This window comes from Franconibacter daqui, assembly GCF_014644275.1.
GTDB classification, from domain to species: domain Bacteria; phylum Pseudomonadota; class Gammaproteobacteria; order Enterobacterales; family Enterobacteriaceae; genus Franconibacter; species Franconibacter pulveris.
Genome location: NZ_BMKJ01000001.1, coordinates 1,836,194 through 1,852,329, shown reverse-complemented (window position 1 = coordinate 1,852,329; position 16,136 = coordinate 1,836,194). Strand labels below are relative to the sequence as shown.

The following is a 16,136-nucleotide window of genomic DNA, read 5'->3' as shown; positions in this document are numbered from 1 at the left end:
ATGACTCCTTACGCATCAAATTTCTTTGTTTTGCTTAATATCCCATCCCGACTTCGTTTCGGCGGCTTTGGTCCCCTGGCTCGACTGTTCCCAGTAATGGAAATTCACTTTCGACGCCTGGAAGTGGTAATTCACCAGCACGGTGTCCGTATGGCCGACGCCGGTAAATTCCGTGCGGGTAACAAGCACGTCCTCAAGCACCACGCGGGAGTACTCAACCTGCTGGCCGCCTGCTTTGCAGATGGAAAGCTCAACCTTAGTCACATGCTTGCCGCTGGCGCAGAATTTCAGAATGGCTGGCGTGGCTTTATCCACCATAGATTGCACGGTTAAATCGTGAAAATTGACTTTGCCCGCGCCGCCACCACCACCCACCGCCATATTTCCCGGCTGCGAGGCGCCCCAGTTAAAAGAGAGCACGTCAAGCCAGTTCTTATGATTGGAATCTTTCGATTCGCCGGTCACGCCATCCACTTTCAGGAACATATCAATAGCCATGTAGTTCTCCTTTTTAACCGGAAGATAAGGTGAATAAGAAATGCTTAAGAATTAATTTTCCGGCTTCACTCTAATTTTATTAATTTCGCTAAACAAGACTGACCGCTAAATTAAGATAAATCGCAACACTGAGCCTTGCTATAAAAGAGAACTGTGAATTTTTTATTACGAAACGGCTGCTTTTATTACATGAGAATAAGTTATGAAAAAGCGAAAGATTTACTTTGCATTCAAATAGTATGCGTTTGATATTATATTGTCGTGGCGAAAAAATAGTTCCTGACTTTAGCTATTTAGCGGCGAAACTGGGAAATTATATTTAGGTTTATTTCATAAGAAAAAGTGCTCGCGGTTTTAAACGGCGCCGAAAGGCATAAGCCATAACGCTTCACGCTTATTGGCTGAAACAGGAACCTGGCGTGCCGGCACGGTCACGTTTTCACAACGAAAGGCGCAGGGCGGGCTGGCGCTTCACGGGCTGACGCTTTATAGTCGCTCAATCCATTCACTTAACGAATAAAAAGGAGGAATGCTATGCCGATGTGTGAATTGTTTGTTCACTCACACCTCTATGGTGATTGGTCTCGCTCGGGCATTACCGGTATCGTGCTGCGATAATCCCGCCTGAGCGAAGCTTTCCAACACTGTTCTTCTCTCCGGCTTACCGGATTGTCGTCAGCGAATTTTGACGACAGGCATCCTTATGCCTGCAAATCACGGGTAAGCATATGAGCACTCTGCTTTCTGTTCATGCTGTCGGCTATGACAACGCCTTCGGCACACTCCTGCATGACATCTCCTTCGCCATTAAAAAGGGCGATCGTATTGGGCTTATCGGCCATAACGGCAGCGGCAAAAGCACGCTGTTGAAAATCCTCAGCGGCGAGCTTGCCGCCAGCCGGGGCCGCGTGACGGCGTCTCACGCCTGCCTGCTGGCGCGGGTTGAGCAGTCCCTGCCTGACTCTCTCTATTCCTGTTCGCTGCTGGACGCCCTGCTGGCGCGCCTGCCGCCCGCGCAGCGCGAGGCGGAGCGCTGGCGCTGCGAAGCGCTGCTGGCGACTATCGGCTTTTCCCCGGCGCTCTGGTCACAGACGGCAGGGGCGCTCAGCGGCGGGCAGCACACCCGTCTGCTGCTCGCCCGCGCGCTATTACGCCAGCCGGACCTGCTGTTGCTGGATGAGCCGAGCAACCACCTCGACCTGCCCACCTTGCTCTGGCTGGAGCGCTTTCTGAAAAGCTGGGGCGGCAGCATGGTGCTGGTTTCCCACGACAGCCGCCTGCTCGACAGCGTCACCAACTGCACGCTGATCCTGCGCGATAAAACGCTGCAGTTTTTCCGCTTGCCCTGTACCGCCGCCCGACAAACGCTTAAGGCGCGGGATGAGGCGGACGCCTTGCGCCATCAGGCGGAGCAAAAGGAGATTGAACGCATCGAGAAAAGCGCCCGGCGCATGGCGCTGTGGGGGCGTGATTACGACAACGAAGGGCTGGCGCGTAAAGCCCAGCAGATGGAAAAACGGGCCGACTGGTTGAAAGAGACGCAAACCCGGTTGACGGAAGGGAGCGGCTGGCGGCTGCGATTGCAGGGAGAAGCGCTGGAAGCCGACCGGCTGCTGGATTTGCCGCGCCTTGCGGTGCGCCCGTCCGCCGACGCGCCGGTTGTTTTTACGCTTGATCCCCTGCAGGTGAAAAGCGGCGATCGCATCGCCATCGTCGGGCGTAACGGCGCCGGCAAATCGTCGCTGCTTCAATATCTGTGGCGCGCCTGGCAGGCGCAGGAACAGGCGCTGTTTCATCCGCGGCTGCGGCTGGGCTATTACGATCAGAGCCAGCGGCAGCTCGACGATGAAGAGACCCTGAGCGAAGCCCTGGCCCGTTTTTCTGCCGCTGACGACGAGCAGCGCAAGCGGGCGTTAATCAGCGCCGGTTTCCCTTATGCGCGCCACCTGCAAAAGGTGGGCGTCCTGAGCGGCGGCGAGCGCTCGCGCCTGCTGTTCATCGGGCTGACGCTTGGCCGGTATTCACTGCTGTTGCTGGATGAGCCGACCAACCATCTGGATATGGAAGGCAAGGAGGAGCTGGAGGCGACGCTTCGCGAATTCCAGGGCGCGGTGCTGCTTGTCACCCACGATCGCCGCCTGATTGAGCAAAGCTGCAACCGGTTCTGGCTTATCGACCAGCAGAGGCTTAGCGAATGCCATGCGCTGGAGGAGGTTTATGAACGGCTAGGCGGGGAGCAGGGCGGCGCTTGCGCGCGGCCTGCGCCGGTTGCAGAGCGTCATGCCGCGGCGCAGGAAGATGAAGAGTCGCTGCTGGCGGCGCTGCTTACGCTTGAGGAAAAACTTCGCGAGGATACCGCACGCAAGCCGAAGCACCAGAAACCGGCGCTTCAGGCCCGCTGGCGGGCGCAGATCGAGACGCTAAGCGCCCGGTTGAATCTGCGTTAAGGTTTACGGCCGCCGTAAGGCGGCCTTTTTTCAGGCTTTTTCAGGCGCGAAGCGGGTAACCAGCAAGGTAAGCAGACAAAGCAGCGCACCGGCGTAAAACGTCGAGGCGGAGCCCCAGATATCCCATAACAGCCCGGCGCCCAGGCTTGCCAGCAATAATCCTGCGCCGCTCAGCAGGCTGAAAATGCCAAACGCCGTGCCCCGTAAATCCGCAGGCGCCGTGCGGGCGACCATCGCATTGAACAGCCCTTGCGTCATGCCCATATGCACGCCCCACAGCGCCACGCCTGCGATAATCCCCTGCCAGCCCTGGCTCATGGCAAGGGTAATATCCGCCGCAATCAACACAAGCAGCCCCATCTGCAACAAGCGACGGTGGCTTAGCGTGTCGGACAGGCGGCCAAAAGGGTAGGCCGTCACGGAAAACACGACATACATCGCCACCATCACCAGCGGGATCAGGGCAAGCGGGATGCCCACCTCCTGCGCTCTGAGCACCAGAAAGGCTTCGCTAAAGCGGGCCAGGGTAAAGACGGCGCCAAGGCCTATCACCTGCCAGCAGTCGCGGCCCAGCCGTTTGAGATTTTCCTTTTTAATGGGGTTGCTTCTGCGGTGCTCTACAGGCTTTTGCGGCTCATGCAGCCCGAAACAGAGCAGCCCGACGGCGAGAAACGCGGGGATAACGGCCACCCAGTAGACGGAGCGGAAATCGTTATGCCACAGCAGCATCAGCCCGACCGCCAGCAAAGGGCCGAGAAACGAGCCCGTGGTATCGAGCGTCTGGCGCAGGCCGTAGGCGGCGCCCCGGATATCCGGCGGCGTGACGTCCGCCACCAGGGCGTCGCGCGGCGCGCCGCGAATGCCTTTGCCGAGCCGGTCGATAATCCTGGCGCTGAAAACCATCCCGGAGGTGGAGGCGAGCGCAAACAGGGGTTTGCTCGCCGCGCCAAGGCCGTAACCGAGCACGGCAAGCCCTTTACGCTTGCCGATATAGTCGCTAATCACGCCGGAAAAGACTTTAACGCACAGCGCCGTGGCTTCGGCGAGCCCTTCAATAAGGCCAATAACCACCACCGGCGTTCCCAGCGCGGTCGCCATAAATAACGGCAGCAGGCTGTGGATCATCTCTGAAGAGATATCCATCAGCAGGCTGACAAAGCCGATTATCCAGACGCCGCGAGGAATACGGCGCAGGGTGGCGAAGCGGGAAGACATCGCAGTTCCTTCAGGGGTAATCGCAGGGCGTAGTAAATACTATATTCCGTTACGCGCTGATAAGGTAAGCGGTGACGGTGTTATCGGTTTTGAAAGCAGGCAACCCTGATAACGAGTCCAAACGCAAAGGCCTGGCGACGCCAGGCCTTTTTCTCTCTACGCCTTAGGTTAACGCGTTGGCGCAGGCGCGGCGTTAATGCGCACGCGCAGCAGGGCGTATGGTTTCTGGCGCAGATCCTTGCCGGCGTGGAAGCCTGGCTGGCGGTTTAACTGGTTTACCGTGAAGTAAAGGTAGCCGTCCGGGCCGACGGGGAGGGTGTCGGGCCATAAAATCTGCGGGCCATGGACGATGGTGCGCCATTCGCCGCCAGGCTCGCGCTTGCGGATGCTGTTTCGCTCGTAATCGCCTGCGTAAACCGCGCCGCTGGCGTCGGCTTCCAGGCCGTCCGATGCCCCTTTCTCACCCAGGTCCTGCACGGCGGCGGAGAGCTGCGCCTCGCTGACGTTCGGGTCGCGCAGCAGCGCGGTGGAAATCGCATACAGATAGCGGCTGGAGAGCGGGCTGTAGTAGAGGGTTTTGCCATCCGGCGACAGGGCGATGCCGTCTGAGGCGACGCTGAACGGCGCGGTGGAGCCGTCGGCATGGCGCTGTAACAGCGTTTCGCCTTCCACTACCGGGACGAAGCCTTTCTCCGGCGACGTGGAGCGGTCTCCGGTCAGGCGTCGGACGGCGCTGCCGGTGGCGAGATCCACCACAATAATGCCGCCGGTGCCGGAAAGCGACGAGTCAGTAATATAAGCGACGCCCGCTTCGCCGACGCGAAAGTCAAAGCGCACGTCGTTAACATAGGTGGTGGAGCGGATAACCTCCGCCGGGAAGACAATGGTTTTTACCACCTTATTGGTTTTGAGATCGATAGCCACCAGCTTCGCGCCGCCTTTCACCGGTTCGGCGAAGCCGGGGGCGGCAGTATCCAGCACCCAAAGGCGCCCCTGACCGTCGGCCACCACGCTCTGCACGCTCAGAAAACGCTCGCCCGGTTTGGCATCGTCCGGCTGGTTAATCTCGCGGTTAGGATACGCCGTCAGCTGATTGCCTTTCACTTCAGCGACGGTAAAAGGCACGTCGTCGCCCCAGCGCGGAAAGTTAACAAAAATGCGGCCTTCTTGCGTCACCGTCACGCCGGTAGGCATGGCGCCGTGAAAGGTGGCGACCACTTCCGGCTGGCCGATGGCGCGATCGCTTGCGAGTTCGCTCAGGGTTAACGGCTGCGCCTGGGCTGTGGCGCTCAGTAAAGCGGGGCCGGCAATAGCCAGCGAAACGGCCAGCGCCAGGGCAGGCCGGGTAAAACGACGAGTACGCATGGGATAATCCTTGTGGTGATGGCCGGGCGCTGGCCGCCCCCGGCGACGTTATCAGAAACCTTCCAGCACGATTTTGCCGCGCGCTTTACCGCTTTCGATAAAGGCGTGGGCGCGGCGCAGGTTTTCGGCGGTGATCTTGCCGTAGTGCTCGCCCGTGGTGGTTTTCAGCGTGCCGTCTTCAATCAGGCGGCGTACATTTTCCAGAATGTCGCTCTGGCGGCGGATGTCCGGCGTGTTAAACAGCGAACGGGTGAACATCAGCTCCCAGTGCAGCGAGACGGCTTTGCGTTTGAGCGGCACGGCGTCGAGGCTTTCCGGGTCGTCAATCAGCGCCAGACGGCCCTGCGGCGCCAGCGCGTCCACAATCTGCGGGTAGTGTTTATCAGTATGGGTCAGGCTCGCCACATAGCGTACCTGCGTAATGCCGATGTCGCGCAGCCCGTCGGTGAGCGGGCGGGTGTGGTCGATAACGTGATGCGCGCCGAGGGATTTCACCCACTCCGCGGTTTCCGGGCGCGAGGCGGTGCCGATAACCGTAAGTCCGGTGAGTTTGCTGGCAAGCTGGGTGAGTATTGACCCGACGCCCCCGGCGGCGCCGATGATAAGCAGCGCGTCGCCTTCGCCGTCTTTCACTTCCAGGCGGTCGAACAGCAGTTCCCAGGCGGTGAGCGAGGTGAGCGGCAGCGCGGCGGCGTCGGCGTCGCTTAAGTTTGCGGGCTTATGCCCGGCGATGCGCTCGTCCACCAGACCGTACTCCGCATTGGAGCCGGGGCGGGTAATGGAGCCTGCGTAATACACGTCGTCGCCTGGCTTAAACAGGGTGACGTTTTCACCCACGGCCTCGACGGTGCCGACGGCGTCCCAGCCCAGAATGCGCGGTTTGTCGGTGGGCGAACCGGCGCGCACTTTCGTATCCACCGGGTTCACCGAAACCGCGCGGATTTTCACCAGCAGGTCATGGGCGCCAGGCTGCGGCTTCGGCAGCTCCATTTCATAAAGGGATTTCGCATCGGAGATAGGTAACCCGTTCTGGCTGTATACGATGGCTTTCATGGCGTCTCTCTTCTTATTCAAGGATGAAGGCGGCCTTTGCCGCCTGGTGATACGCAGCGTACCGCCAGGGGATACAGAGAAAAACCGGCGTAAACGAGCAGCACTTTCTCTTTTGCAGTGAAAATCAAAACGCGGCGCGCCGCGCATGCCGCCATTGAGGGGCTTACCAGAAAGCGCCATAATCCTTTCAAATAATTACCAAAAGCGGCGGGTCATCGCGGGCAGGCTGGCCCCGCTGCTGACGGCTGTAGGGCTAAAGGTTCGGGAGAAAAGATGATTCGGCTGGAAGATGTCACGCTGTTTGTCAGGTCCGCTGCGCTTGGCAGCTTTTCTAACGCCGCCCGCGAGGCGGATCTACTGCCAGGCCAGGTGAGCGCCGCGGTGCACCGGCTGGAGCGCGACCTCGACAAGCGGCTGTTTGTGCGCTCTACGCGCAGCCTGCGCCTGACCGCCGAAGGGGAAAAGTATTTGCCCTACGCCCAGGAGTTGCTGGCGGTGGTACAGGCGGGCGCGGAAAGCCTGCACAACAATGAGGATGAGCTGCAGGGGGAGCTGAAAGTGGCGGTGCCGTCCGATATTGGCCGCAACATTCTGCTGCCGCTCATCACGACGTTTTGCGAACAGCACCCGAAAATTTCGCTGCGCCTGTTTCTCTCCGACCAGCGAAGCGACGTCTTTCGCGACCCGGTGGATGTGGCTATCCGCTACGGCGCGCTGGAGAACAGCAGCTACGTGGCGCTGCCGCTGGCGGAGGATAACCGCCGGGTCATGGCCGCTTCGCCGGATTATCTCGCGAAACACGGGCGACCGGCGACGCTTGACGAGGTGGCGCAGCACCACTGTTTGCTCTTCACAATGAACGGCCACGTTTATGATAAATGGAGCTTTCCGGAAAACGGCATGCGCCGCCAGCTGCATGTGAAAAGCCGCCTGCTGTGTGACGATGCGGACGTGGCCCGCCGCTGGGCGGTGGAAGGGATGGGGATCGTTTATAAATCCTGGATTGACCTCAGCGCCGACGTGCTGGCGGGCAGGCTGGAGGTGTTGTTGCCGCAGCACCCTGGCGAAGCCGCGCCGTTGAGCCTGATATGCCCGCACCGCAAGCAGTTCTCGCCCGCTATTCGCCAGCTTCACGGCGCGTTTCGCGACCATCTGAAAGCGATTACCGGCCTGCTGCGCACCCATCCCGCTTTTCGCGTTAACGCCGTACAGGCGGCTGAAAAATAAAAACCCGGCGCAAACGCTGCGCCGGGTTTCTTCTCTCAGGCTTATTTTTGCAGTTCAGCCGTCATATGCACCTGGTTGCCGTTAAACGCTTCGGTGATTTTATAGGACGCGCCTGCCTGGCGGGCCTGTTGCGCGATTTGCGCTTCTGCGTCGTCAATGGTGGCGGCGGTAGCGCTGATGCTCTGCGCGAAGCTTACGGAAGTCATCAGAGAAAGGGCGGCGATGGCGAATTTTACGGTTTTCATCTTGTTTATCCTCAATAGTAAATATCATCAGGTGATTGATTTTTCAGGCAAGGGGTTCATACATTGCCTTGCTTGAGGGTAAGAATAGGCCGCTTGCGGCGCCGGAAACACCGGGCCGGAGCGGTAACACTTTCACTTACCGAGTGAAAATCAACACAGCGCCCGGCGCATAGCGCGCCGGGCCGCAGAAAACATTATTTCAGGTGAGTTTTCAGCTCGGTGGAGGCCTGAAGGATAGCAGTGCGTACCGCCGGCACCGTGCTCAGGGCGTTCAGCAGGCCGTAGTCGTGAATCAGGCCGTTATAGCGGGTGACGGTGACATCAACCCCCGCCGCATCCAGCTTGCGGCCAAAGGCTTCGCCTTCGTCGCGCAGCACGTCCAGCTCCGCCGTCTGGATAAGCGTCGGCGGCAGGCCTTTCAGCTGCTCCGTCGTTGCGCGCAGCGGCGAGGCGAGAATGTTATTGCGGTCGCTCTCTTTGGTGGTATAGGCATCCCAGAACCACTTCATCATGTTCCGCGTCAGGAAATACCCCTGCTCGAACTGGTTATAAGAGCCGGTAGTAAGGTTCGCGTCGGTGACCGGCCAGAACATCACTTCATAACGAATGGCGGGCGTGTGATTCTGCTTCGCCTGCAGGGCGACGGCCGCCACCATGTTGCCGCCCACGCTGTTGCCCGCCAGCGCCAGACGGGAGCCGTCCACGCCAATCTCCTCGCCATGCTCGGCAACCCAGCGGGTAGCGGCGTAGGCCTGATTAATGGCCACCGGGAAATGCGCTTCCGGCGACGGGGTATAGTTGACAAAGACCGCCGCTGCGCCTGAGCCCACCACCAGGTCGCGGACAAGGCGTTCATGAGTCGGGAAATCGCCCAGGATCCAGCCGCCGCCGTGGAAGAACATAAAGACCGGCAGGGTGCCTTTAGCGCCTTTCGGCTTAACGATGTTCAGGCGGACAGGCTGGCCGTTAACCTGAATGGTTTTTTCACTGACGTCGGCAGGGGGAAGCGCGGCGCCTTTTTGCGCGTCGACCAGCACCTGACGGGCCGCCTGCGGGGAGAGCTGTTCCATCGGTTTGCCGCCGCTGCTGTTCAGCGCGTCGAGAAACGCCTGAACGCGATGGTCGGCATACGGCTGGTCAGCAAAGCTGCTGGTGGAGACGGCGGCTAAGGTTGCGGCAAGGATAGTCTGTTTGATTTTCATGGTAGTTCCTCCTAATTATTCGCTATTAAATCGTGCGCTATTTAAATGTGTTTACGACTAACGTGTTGCTGAGTTTGTGGTGAGGAATATAAGTAGTGCGCTATTTTATTGCAAGTTATCTTTTTAGGGAAAATGCGTTTTGCAATTTACTTCATTGATAAATAGAGGTTTATTTTTTGAAAAGGGAGGCCGTTACGCCTCCCTTGTGGCGCTATGCAGCGCTTTTACGCAGGTCGTCTTCCAGCGCGCTCAGCCTGGCGTTGCCGATATAAAGCGATGAAAGCGCAGCCAGCGCGGCGGGATTTATCTTCTTTCGCGCCGCTTTGCGCACCAGCAGCGTCGCCTCGTCCTGCACGCCGAGCAGCCCTTTGGGCTCTTTCAGCGTCCGGATGGCGTAGCGGTTATGCAAAAACTGCGGGTGCCAGAGGGGAATTACCACCCATTTTTTGGCGGCGACCGCCTGCTCGTAGCGGCCAAAGCAGTCGCTCTCGGTGCCTGGCTCAAAATAATACCCGGCGCTATCCAGCCCATAGGCCTTAATCATCTGCGCCGAGAAGCGGCTGATGCCGGCGCCGGGGTTAATGCCCTGGATAAGCCTTTCCATGCGGCTCAGGGCTGGCGCTTTTAGCAGATCCTCCACCCCCGATACCGCCTCCTCAGGCACATAATCCGGCACGCCCCAGATGCAGTAAGGCTCATAAATCACCGAAAGCTTATCCACCGCATCAAGCATCGGCGCCAGGTAAACCTCATGGCTTGAAGGGAGCCACGCGGAGGCAAAGATATCGCTTTCTCCCCGGCCCAGCCGCTCAAAAGCGGCTTCATGCGGGGCGGCGTTATAGATGACCTCATGACCAAACGTTTGCAGGATGCGCCCGACTTCAAGGGCGCTTGCCTGATGAAACGACAGGTCGATATAGCCAATACGAATGGGTTCAGCCATCACGATACCTTCGTAAGCGTCGTGACGCTGAGATCGGCCAGGCCGTCGATCGCTTTCATAAAGCGTAAAAACGGCTCGCCTTTGCCGTGCTCTTCCATCGCTTCGCGGGAAGCCCAGCGCTCAAGCATCACGAACTGGTTCGGCTGCTCGTTGTTGCGGTACAGCGCGTATTGCTTACAGCCCGGCTCGCCCTGAACCTCTCTTTCCACCTGTATAAGCGCCGCTTCGACAAGATGTACGGCGCTGGCGCTGGAGGTGATGGTTGCGACTATGGTGATTTCCTGTTCCATGCTCTGTTCCTCAGTTGCTGTGTAAGGGGTGTTGCCAATCCTAAGGGTAGCAGGCGAGGGGAAATAGCCGCGGCGGAAGGTAAGAGTTTCACTCGCGGAGTGAAAGTGGGGGAAGGGAGTGATAAGGCATTGCCTGGTAAAGGGGCATTTTAATAAGTCGAAGCAGCTACCTTTGAACTGCTGGCCGATATGACGTATGGATAATGTAAACACCTGAATTTTGCGCTGCATGGGGCTGGCCTTGCCGCAAAGTACGTTAATCCAGGCGATAGCCGTTTAATCGCCGTTTACGTCGAATGAAGGATTGTTACGTTCCTTGAGGGTTACTATGCTCGCTGAAAACTATTTCAAGTGTGGGGAAGTACAGATGAAATATGTAATCTTTGGCATAATAGCCTTCTTAACGGGCTGCGCAGATAAAACTGACGTCGGCATTAACAACGATATTCAAGCCTATACAACCGGCATCCGGAACGCAATTATCAAGGTATTTGAAGACCTGGATAGTTATCACGGTCGCCGCTGCATGTTACGCCTGGCGTTAAATTCCGATGGCTCGCTTAATGATGTTCGTAGCGAAGGCGGCGATCCGGCGCTATGCGAAGCAGCCATCGCTGCGGTTAAAGAAGCCGACTTGCCGGAACCGCCAAATGAACGCGTCTATTATTTATTTCAGAATGTGCCCTTAGATTTTAAACCATGACCCGGATCGCGTGGCGGATGGCGGGGAAAAGTTTCTACTAACAAAAAGTTAAAAATACAAAAAGCTTTGCGTCAAAGACGTGTTAAGGCAACCTTTAATCAGGTTAAGGCCCCCTGGCGCCCCTCGGTCAGGCCGTCAGCGCATAACTTTCAGCAAGCAGCTCATAAACCGCTTTCGCAGGAAGCGGGCCGGAGAGCAGCACGCTTATCCAGTGCTCTTTGTTCATATGGTAAGCGGGCAGAATGCCTTCTTTCTGGCGTAGCGAACCGATGTATTCAGGGCGAGCCTTAATGACCAGCACGTCTGTTTCATCGTCTGTCTTAAGCCCCAGTTTGCGGCCAGGCACATTCATTACAATGCCAAACCATTTATTATTACTCTGGTGCCGAAGCACGGCATAAGCCGGGAATTTACGCCAGAGATATTCTGGTTCCGCATTATAAAGCTCGCGGGCATATCGTAACAATGCCTCTCTTTTCATTATTACCCCATACGGCGAATGGTTAATTTATCAGCCTGTTTGTTTTATGCATAATATATGCTCATGGTAATGAGGGATGTGTCATAAGTAAAACCTTTCATAAAAACAAATTGCCGGGGCTGGCATACGGTCGCTTTACTCTAAAATTATTCATGATGGCTGTTTTAAGATGAAATATTTTCACTTCGGAATGTAAATAAAATTCAGGATATAAAAAGAATGATGTTTTAATAGGATATATTAGCTGGTTTAAGCAATATCTTAAAAGACGCGCAGCCACTTTTTGTTAGTCTTCAGGCCCGGCGAAAACCCATTAATCGGAGGTTGTCAGTGCTGATTAAACTAAAACGAGTGCGGTCCCATCTTGAGGACAGGAAACTGGCGCTGTGGCTGGCAACGGCCGCAGGACTGCTTAACGCCATCGCGCTTGGCGCGTTTGGTTTTTTTCCTTCCCATATGACCGGCAATACTTCGCAATTATCCAGCGAAGTTTCTACGACAGATTTTAAGAATATCGCTTTTTTTGGCGCCATTATTCTCGCCTTTGTCTGCGGCGCAATACTTGCCCGTATTATCGTTATCTGGGGGATTGTCACTAATAACCGGCTGGTCTTTTGTCATATTCTGCTGGCTGAAGGGGTTATATTAACCGCAATTTCCATTTACGAGACCTATTACCACGCCTTCACCTCAAACCGTGAAATTATCGCCGTGCTTTGCGGTTTGATGGGGCTGCACAATTCAACATCCACGCAGCTTTCTAACGGCAGAGTCCGATCCACACATATCACCGGTACGCTTACCGATGCGGGTATCTCTTTCGCTTCCGTTTTTGTCGCCATGCTGCGGCGCGATTATTCAAAAGATGCGCAGGCGCAAAAAAGTCAGCTCACCACCCACCTGACCACTATCTTCTCTTTTCTAACCGGAGGGATTGCCGGGCTGTCGTTGTTTAACTATTTCGGTTTTACATCCATGACGGGCGTTGGGATAGTGCTGGCGACGGTCGCCATGCTTTCCATCATCACTATTAACCGACGCGTGGGTAAGCTGCGCAGGGCGTATTAACCCGGAGCCGCTGCTGCGGCTCTACTCCTCCTGCGCGTGCGTCGGGGCGTTGTAAAGCGCGTCCATTTCATCCAGCGCCGCCTGGTTTTCCAGCCCCCACTGGTACATCTGTTCTATTGGCTCTGCGAACGTTTTGCCAAGCGGCGTTAACCGGTAATCCACTTTCGGCGGGATAACGTCATAAACGTGACGGGCGATTAACCCGCGCTGTTCCAGCTCCTTGAGCGTCTGGAATAGCATTTTTTTGGAAATGCCCTGCAGGCTGCGCTGTAGCTCGCCAGTGCGGGCGCGCCCCTCCGGCCAGTGATAAAGCGCGTGCAGCACCATGGTGCTCCACTTGACAGAAAAAAGATCCATCAGCCTACGCGGCGGCGAATCAGCGTAAAAGAAGAGCTTGCCGTCTACCCATGCTGGCACAGTAATACCCTCGCTTATGGTCACCATTTGGTGACTACTATCTATAAAGAAGCCATTTAGTTAAAGTCTGCCGCCTTCGTTGAATTAAAGCCAGTTCATTCCAGGGCCCTATGAAAATTAATGCATTAGTCGCGCAGGACGCGACACAACCTCTTTCCACCCGCCAGATTTCGCTTCGCCCGCTGCAAAAGCAGGATGTGAAAATTGAAATCCTCTACTGCGGCGTCTGCCATTCCGACCTGCACATGGCGCGCAACGAGTGGGGCGTGAGCCGCTATCCGCTGGTGCCGGGGCATGAAATCGTCGGCCGCGTTGTGGAAACCGGCGCGCAGGCAAGCCGCTTTACAGTGGGCGATATCGTCGGCGTGGGCGTGATGGTCGATTCCTGCCGTGAATGCCATTTCTGCCGACAGCAGGAAGAGCAGTATTGCGAAGCAGGTTTTACGGCAACCTATAACGGTATCGATAAGTACACCGGCGAAAGCACCTGGGGCGGTTACGCGCAGAATGTGATTGTTGATGAGGATTTTGTGGTTTCCGTGCCGCAGCACCTGCCGCTGGCAGGCGTGGCGCCGATGCTTTGCGCCGGTGTCACCGTCTGGTCGCCGCTTCGTCATTACAACGTGAAGGCGGGCGACCGCGTCGGCGTGGTCGGCCTTGGCGGGTTAGGGCATATGGCTGTGAAGCTCGCAAGCGCGCTGGGCGCGGAGGTGACGCTCTTTACCACGTCGCCGGAAAAGGGCGCGGACGCGCGACGCCTCGGCGCAACGCAGGTTGTGGTTTCTCGCGACGGCGCGCAGATGGCGGCCTGCCGGGCTTCGCTTGATCTGATTATCGACTGCGTGGCGGCGCCTCATGACCTCGACCCCTACCTGGCCGCGCTGAAGACCAACGGGCGCCTGGTGCTGGTGGGGATCCCGGACAGCCCGCATCTGTCGCCAGACATTACGCCGATGGTGTTCCGCCGCTTAAGCATCAGCGGTTCGTCAATCGGCAGCATTAAAGAAACGCAGGAGATGCTCGACTTCTGCGGCGAGAAAAATATCACCGCGGATATTGAGCTTATTGGCGGCGAAGCGATAGAAACGGCTTACGCGCGCATGCTGAAGGGCGATGTGCGCTACCGGTTTGTTATCGATATGCAGGCCACCCGCTGGTAGCGGCGTGCAGACTACGCGCCAATAAGAAAGCGCCTGTGAAAACAGGCGCTTTTTCAATAAAACCCTCTCGATCAGCCGATTTTACTGCTCATCTTCCGGTTTTCAGAGTGCATGACTAAATCACCCTCCGTCACCATTTCCAGCAGCGTTTTAAAGTTACGTTGCGTACTGTCTATGACGCCGAAAGCGTAATTGATGTTGAAAGGCTTTTCAGAGTGCAGGTTGTAGTCATCCAGACGCGCCTGGAAATCACATAAGAACTTATCCGCGTCGGCTTTGTTTTTATGCTCAATTAATACCGCAAATTGGTTGCCGTCGAGCCTTGCGAGGGTATTGCCGGGTTCGAGACTTTTCTTCAGGCTGGCGGCAAACAATTTAATGGCCCGGTCGCCCTCGGCATGGCCCCAGAATTCATTAATCGAAGCCAGGTTATTCATCGTTATATAAAGCAATGAAAACGCTTTACCTTGCTCTCTTAGCGCGGCGAACTGTTTTTCACCGGTCTGATAAAAGCCGCGCCGGTTCGGCAAACCGGTCAGGCTGTCCGACATCGCCATGCTGATAATGTAAAGCTCATCTTCCACAACGGCGGCGAGATCAAGCAGCGTATTTACGTTTGACGGGCTAAAATCCCGCGGCAGGGTGTCGATGATGCAGATAGTGCCGGCAATCGTGCCGCCAGGTAAACGCACCGGGCAACCGGCATAAAAGCAAATTTTCGGCTCGCCAGTGACCAACGGGTTATCAAAAAAACGCGGATCGGCAGTGGCGTCAGGCACCACGAATACGCCTTGCTGAAGAATGGCGTGAGCGCAAAACGAAACATCGCGCCGGGTTTCCCGTAACTGAAAGCCGTTGGTGGAGATCATCCACTGCCTGTCTCTGTCGAGGAGGGTAATAAGGGCGGTGGGCACGCCGAAAACCGTACTGGCGAGACGCGTCAGGCGGTCAAGGCGTTCCATGTCTTTTTTGTCGAGCAGGTCGGTCATATAAAGCGCCTGCAAGCGCTCTTTTTCATTCGCGGGTTTTTGTGGAAAAAGCATATAACCCCCTCATCATGAAAATGAATCTAAAATATATTTTTGCGGTGCGCTTTGGATCACGTTTTTTTACTTCTGAATAGTTTAGCGATTCTTATAGATAACGCGCTTATTAACACTTAAGCAAGAAATTTATTGGCGACAGCTTCATATTGACTATAGCTGCAAAAAATAAATCCAGAGGGGGATAGCGAATGACGCATGTGAAAATTATCGGGGCGAAGGAAAACCCCCGGCAGAGATAATTTCCCGCCTGGCGTTCTGAAACGGTTCATGTCGGCTTATCTGAAACAGGTTATTTGGTCATCGGGATACGCCTGCTTTGTTCCGCCTCAATAATTTCTCCCTGCGCGTTGCGCACCTGCATTTTCTCCACAGGCGCGCCGGTTTCGTTGTCGACCAGAACGGAGTAAGTCTCGCCGGGCGCGAATAAGTTCGCTTCGCCCCACTGACGTAAGCAGACGATGAGCGGGAATAAAGCGCGCCCTTTGTCGGAAAGAATATATTCCTGGTAAGCACTGCCGTCAGAAGCGGGCCGGGTCATGAAAATACCGTCCTCGACGAGCTTTTTCAGGCGGGTGGTCAGAATATTTTTTGCCGCAAGCGTGCTTTTTTGAAAATCGGAAAAGCGGGTAATGCCATCGAAGGCGTCCCGCACCAGCATCAACGCCCATTTATCTCCCAGCACGGCGCAGGCGCGTGCGACAGGACATGGCGTTTTTACAAATGTCTCTTCGTAATTCATCTCTCTCCTCCGGCAACGCTCATGGGTAAAGGCGCGT

17 protein-coding genes are annotated in these 16,136 nt (G+C 56.4%); 5 read left to right on the top strand and 12 right to left on the bottom strand.

Features of this window, described 5'->3' with window-relative positions; translation table 11 throughout:
• Positions 1–15 precede the first annotated feature (15 nt).
• Positions 16–498 carry an Hcp family type VI secretion system effector gene (locus IEX01_RS08750; protein WP_024557940.1) on the bottom strand — a complete coding sequence of 161 codons (483 nt, stop codon included), beginning with the start codon at positions 496–498 and terminating at the stop codon, positions 16–18.
• Positions 499–1,226: 728 nt separating this feature from the next.
• On the opposite strand from IEX01_RS08750, the gene IEX01_RS08745 reads away from it, so the two are divergent.
• Positions 1,227–2,945, top strand: coding sequence for an ABC-F family ATP-binding cassette domain-containing protein (locus IEX01_RS08745; protein ID WP_188723679.1), 1,719 nt, complete (start codon positions 1,227–1,229; stop codon positions 2,943–2,945).
• A gap of 30 nt (positions 2,946–2,975) precedes the next feature.
• Here IEX01_RS08745 and IEX01_RS08740 read toward each other — a convergent pair whose 3' ends face one another.
• The 3 genes from IEX01_RS08740 to IEX01_RS08730 all read right to left on the bottom strand — a co-directional run bounded on the left by IEX01_RS08740 (position 2,976) and on the right by IEX01_RS08730 (position 6,578).
• Complete coding sequence (locus IEX01_RS08740) at positions 2,976–4,160, bottom strand: MFS transporter (protein ID WP_188723678.1); 1,185 nt, start codon at positions 4,158–4,160, stop codon at positions 2,976–2,978.
• A gap of 168 nt (positions 4,161–4,328) precedes the next feature.
• On the bottom strand, positions 4,329–5,525 hold the full coding sequence (locus IEX01_RS08735; protein WP_188723677.1) for an L-dopachrome tautomerase-related protein: 1,197 nt from the start codon (positions 5,523–5,525) through the stop codon (positions 4,329–4,331).
• 51 nt (positions 5,526–5,576) lie between these two features.
• Positions 5,577–6,578, bottom strand: a complete 1,002-nt coding sequence (locus IEX01_RS08730) for a zinc-binding alcohol dehydrogenase family protein (protein WP_024557944.1) — start codon at positions 6,576–6,578, stop codon at positions 5,577–5,579.
• Between the two features lie 273 nt (positions 6,579–6,851).
• Between IEX01_RS08730 and IEX01_RS08725 the strand changes: the two genes are divergently transcribed.
• Entirely contained in the window at positions 6,852–7,805 is a 954-nt protein-coding gene (locus IEX01_RS08725; protein WP_024557945.1) for a LysR family transcriptional regulator, read from the top strand.
• Positions 7,806–7,846: 41 nt separating this feature from the next.
• On the opposite strand, the gene IEX01_RS08720 is transcribed toward IEX01_RS08725, so the two are convergent.
• The 4 genes from IEX01_RS08720 to IEX01_RS08705 all read right to left on the bottom strand — a co-directional run bounded on the left by IEX01_RS08720 (position 7,847) and on the right by IEX01_RS08705 (position 10,485).
• Entirely contained in the window at positions 7,847–8,050 is a 204-nt protein-coding gene (locus tag IEX01_RS08720) for a YdgH/BhsA/McbA-like domain containing protein (protein ID WP_188723676.1), read from the bottom strand.
• A gap of 194 nt (positions 8,051–8,244) precedes the next feature.
• The gene (locus IEX01_RS08715; protein WP_188723675.1) at positions 8,245–9,252 is read right to left on the bottom strand and encodes an alpha/beta hydrolase; all 1,008 of its coding nucleotides are present in this window, start codon (positions 9,250–9,252) and stop codon (positions 8,245–8,247) included.
• A 211-nt stretch (positions 9,253–9,463) separates the two neighbouring features.
• Complete coding sequence (locus tag IEX01_RS08710; protein WP_188723674.1) at positions 9,464–10,195, bottom strand: glycine betaine ABC transporter substrate-binding protein; 732 nt, start codon at positions 10,193–10,195, stop codon at positions 9,464–9,466.
• Positions 10,195–10,485, bottom strand: coding sequence for a putative quinol monooxygenase (locus tag IEX01_RS08705; protein WP_188723673.1), 291 nt, complete (start codon positions 10,483–10,485; stop codon positions 10,195–10,197). The genes IEX01_RS08710 and IEX01_RS08705 overlap by 1 nt, the downstream gene beginning before the upstream one ends.
• A gap of 367 nt (positions 10,486–10,852) precedes the next feature.
• Here IEX01_RS08705 and tolA point away from each other — a divergent pair, with 367 nt between their 5' ends.
• Entirely contained in the window at positions 10,853–11,188 is a 336-nt protein-coding gene (gene tolA, locus IEX01_RS08700) for a cell envelope integrity protein TolA (protein ID WP_229701821.1), read from the top strand.
• A 127-nt stretch (positions 11,189–11,315) separates the two neighbouring features.
• Here tolA and IEX01_RS08695 read toward each other — a convergent pair whose 3' ends face one another.
• Positions 11,316–11,669 carry an MmcQ/YjbR family DNA-binding protein gene (locus tag IEX01_RS08695; RefSeq protein ID WP_188723672.1) on the bottom strand — a complete coding sequence of 118 codons (354 nt, stop codon included), beginning with the start codon at positions 11,667–11,669 and terminating at the stop codon, positions 11,316–11,318.
• A 330-nt stretch (positions 11,670–11,999) separates the two neighbouring features.
• Between IEX01_RS08695 and IEX01_RS08690 the strand changes: the two genes are divergently transcribed.
• Complete coding sequence (locus tag IEX01_RS08690) at positions 12,000–12,737, top strand: YoaK family protein (protein WP_024560918.1); 738 nt, start codon at positions 12,000–12,002, stop codon at positions 12,735–12,737.
• Between the two features lie 21 nt (positions 12,738–12,758).
• Here IEX01_RS08690 and IEX01_RS08685 read toward each other — a convergent pair whose 3' ends face one another.
• A complete protein-coding gene (locus tag IEX01_RS08685) occupies positions 12,759–13,154 on the bottom strand; it encodes a winged helix-turn-helix transcriptional regulator (protein ID WP_024560919.1) in 396 nt (131 codons plus the stop codon).
• A 110-nt stretch (positions 13,155–13,264) separates the two neighbouring features.
• Between IEX01_RS08685 and IEX01_RS08680 the strand changes: the two genes are divergently transcribed.
• Positions 13,265–14,314 (top strand): NAD(P)-dependent alcohol dehydrogenase, encoded by a 1,050-nt coding sequence (locus IEX01_RS08680; RefSeq protein ID WP_188723671.1) that lies wholly within the window; start codon positions 13,265–13,267, stop codon positions 14,312–14,314.
• A gap of 71 nt (positions 14,315–14,385) precedes the next feature.
• Here the strand turns inward: IEX01_RS08680 and IEX01_RS08675 are convergent, their stop codons facing one another.
• Together IEX01_RS08675 and IEX01_RS08670 are read right to left on the bottom strand one after the other, a co-directional pair.
• The gene (locus tag IEX01_RS08675; RefSeq protein ID WP_188723670.1) at positions 14,386–15,357 is read right to left on the bottom strand and encodes a sensor domain-containing diguanylate cyclase; all 972 of its coding nucleotides are present in this window, start codon (positions 15,355–15,357) and stop codon (positions 14,386–14,388) included.
• A gap of 292 nt (positions 15,358–15,649) precedes the next feature.
• A complete protein-coding gene (locus tag IEX01_RS08670) occupies positions 15,650–16,099 on the bottom strand; it encodes a winged helix-turn-helix transcriptional regulator (protein WP_024557955.1) in 450 nt (149 codons plus the stop codon).
• Between the last annotated feature and the right edge of the window lie 37 nt (positions 16,100–16,136).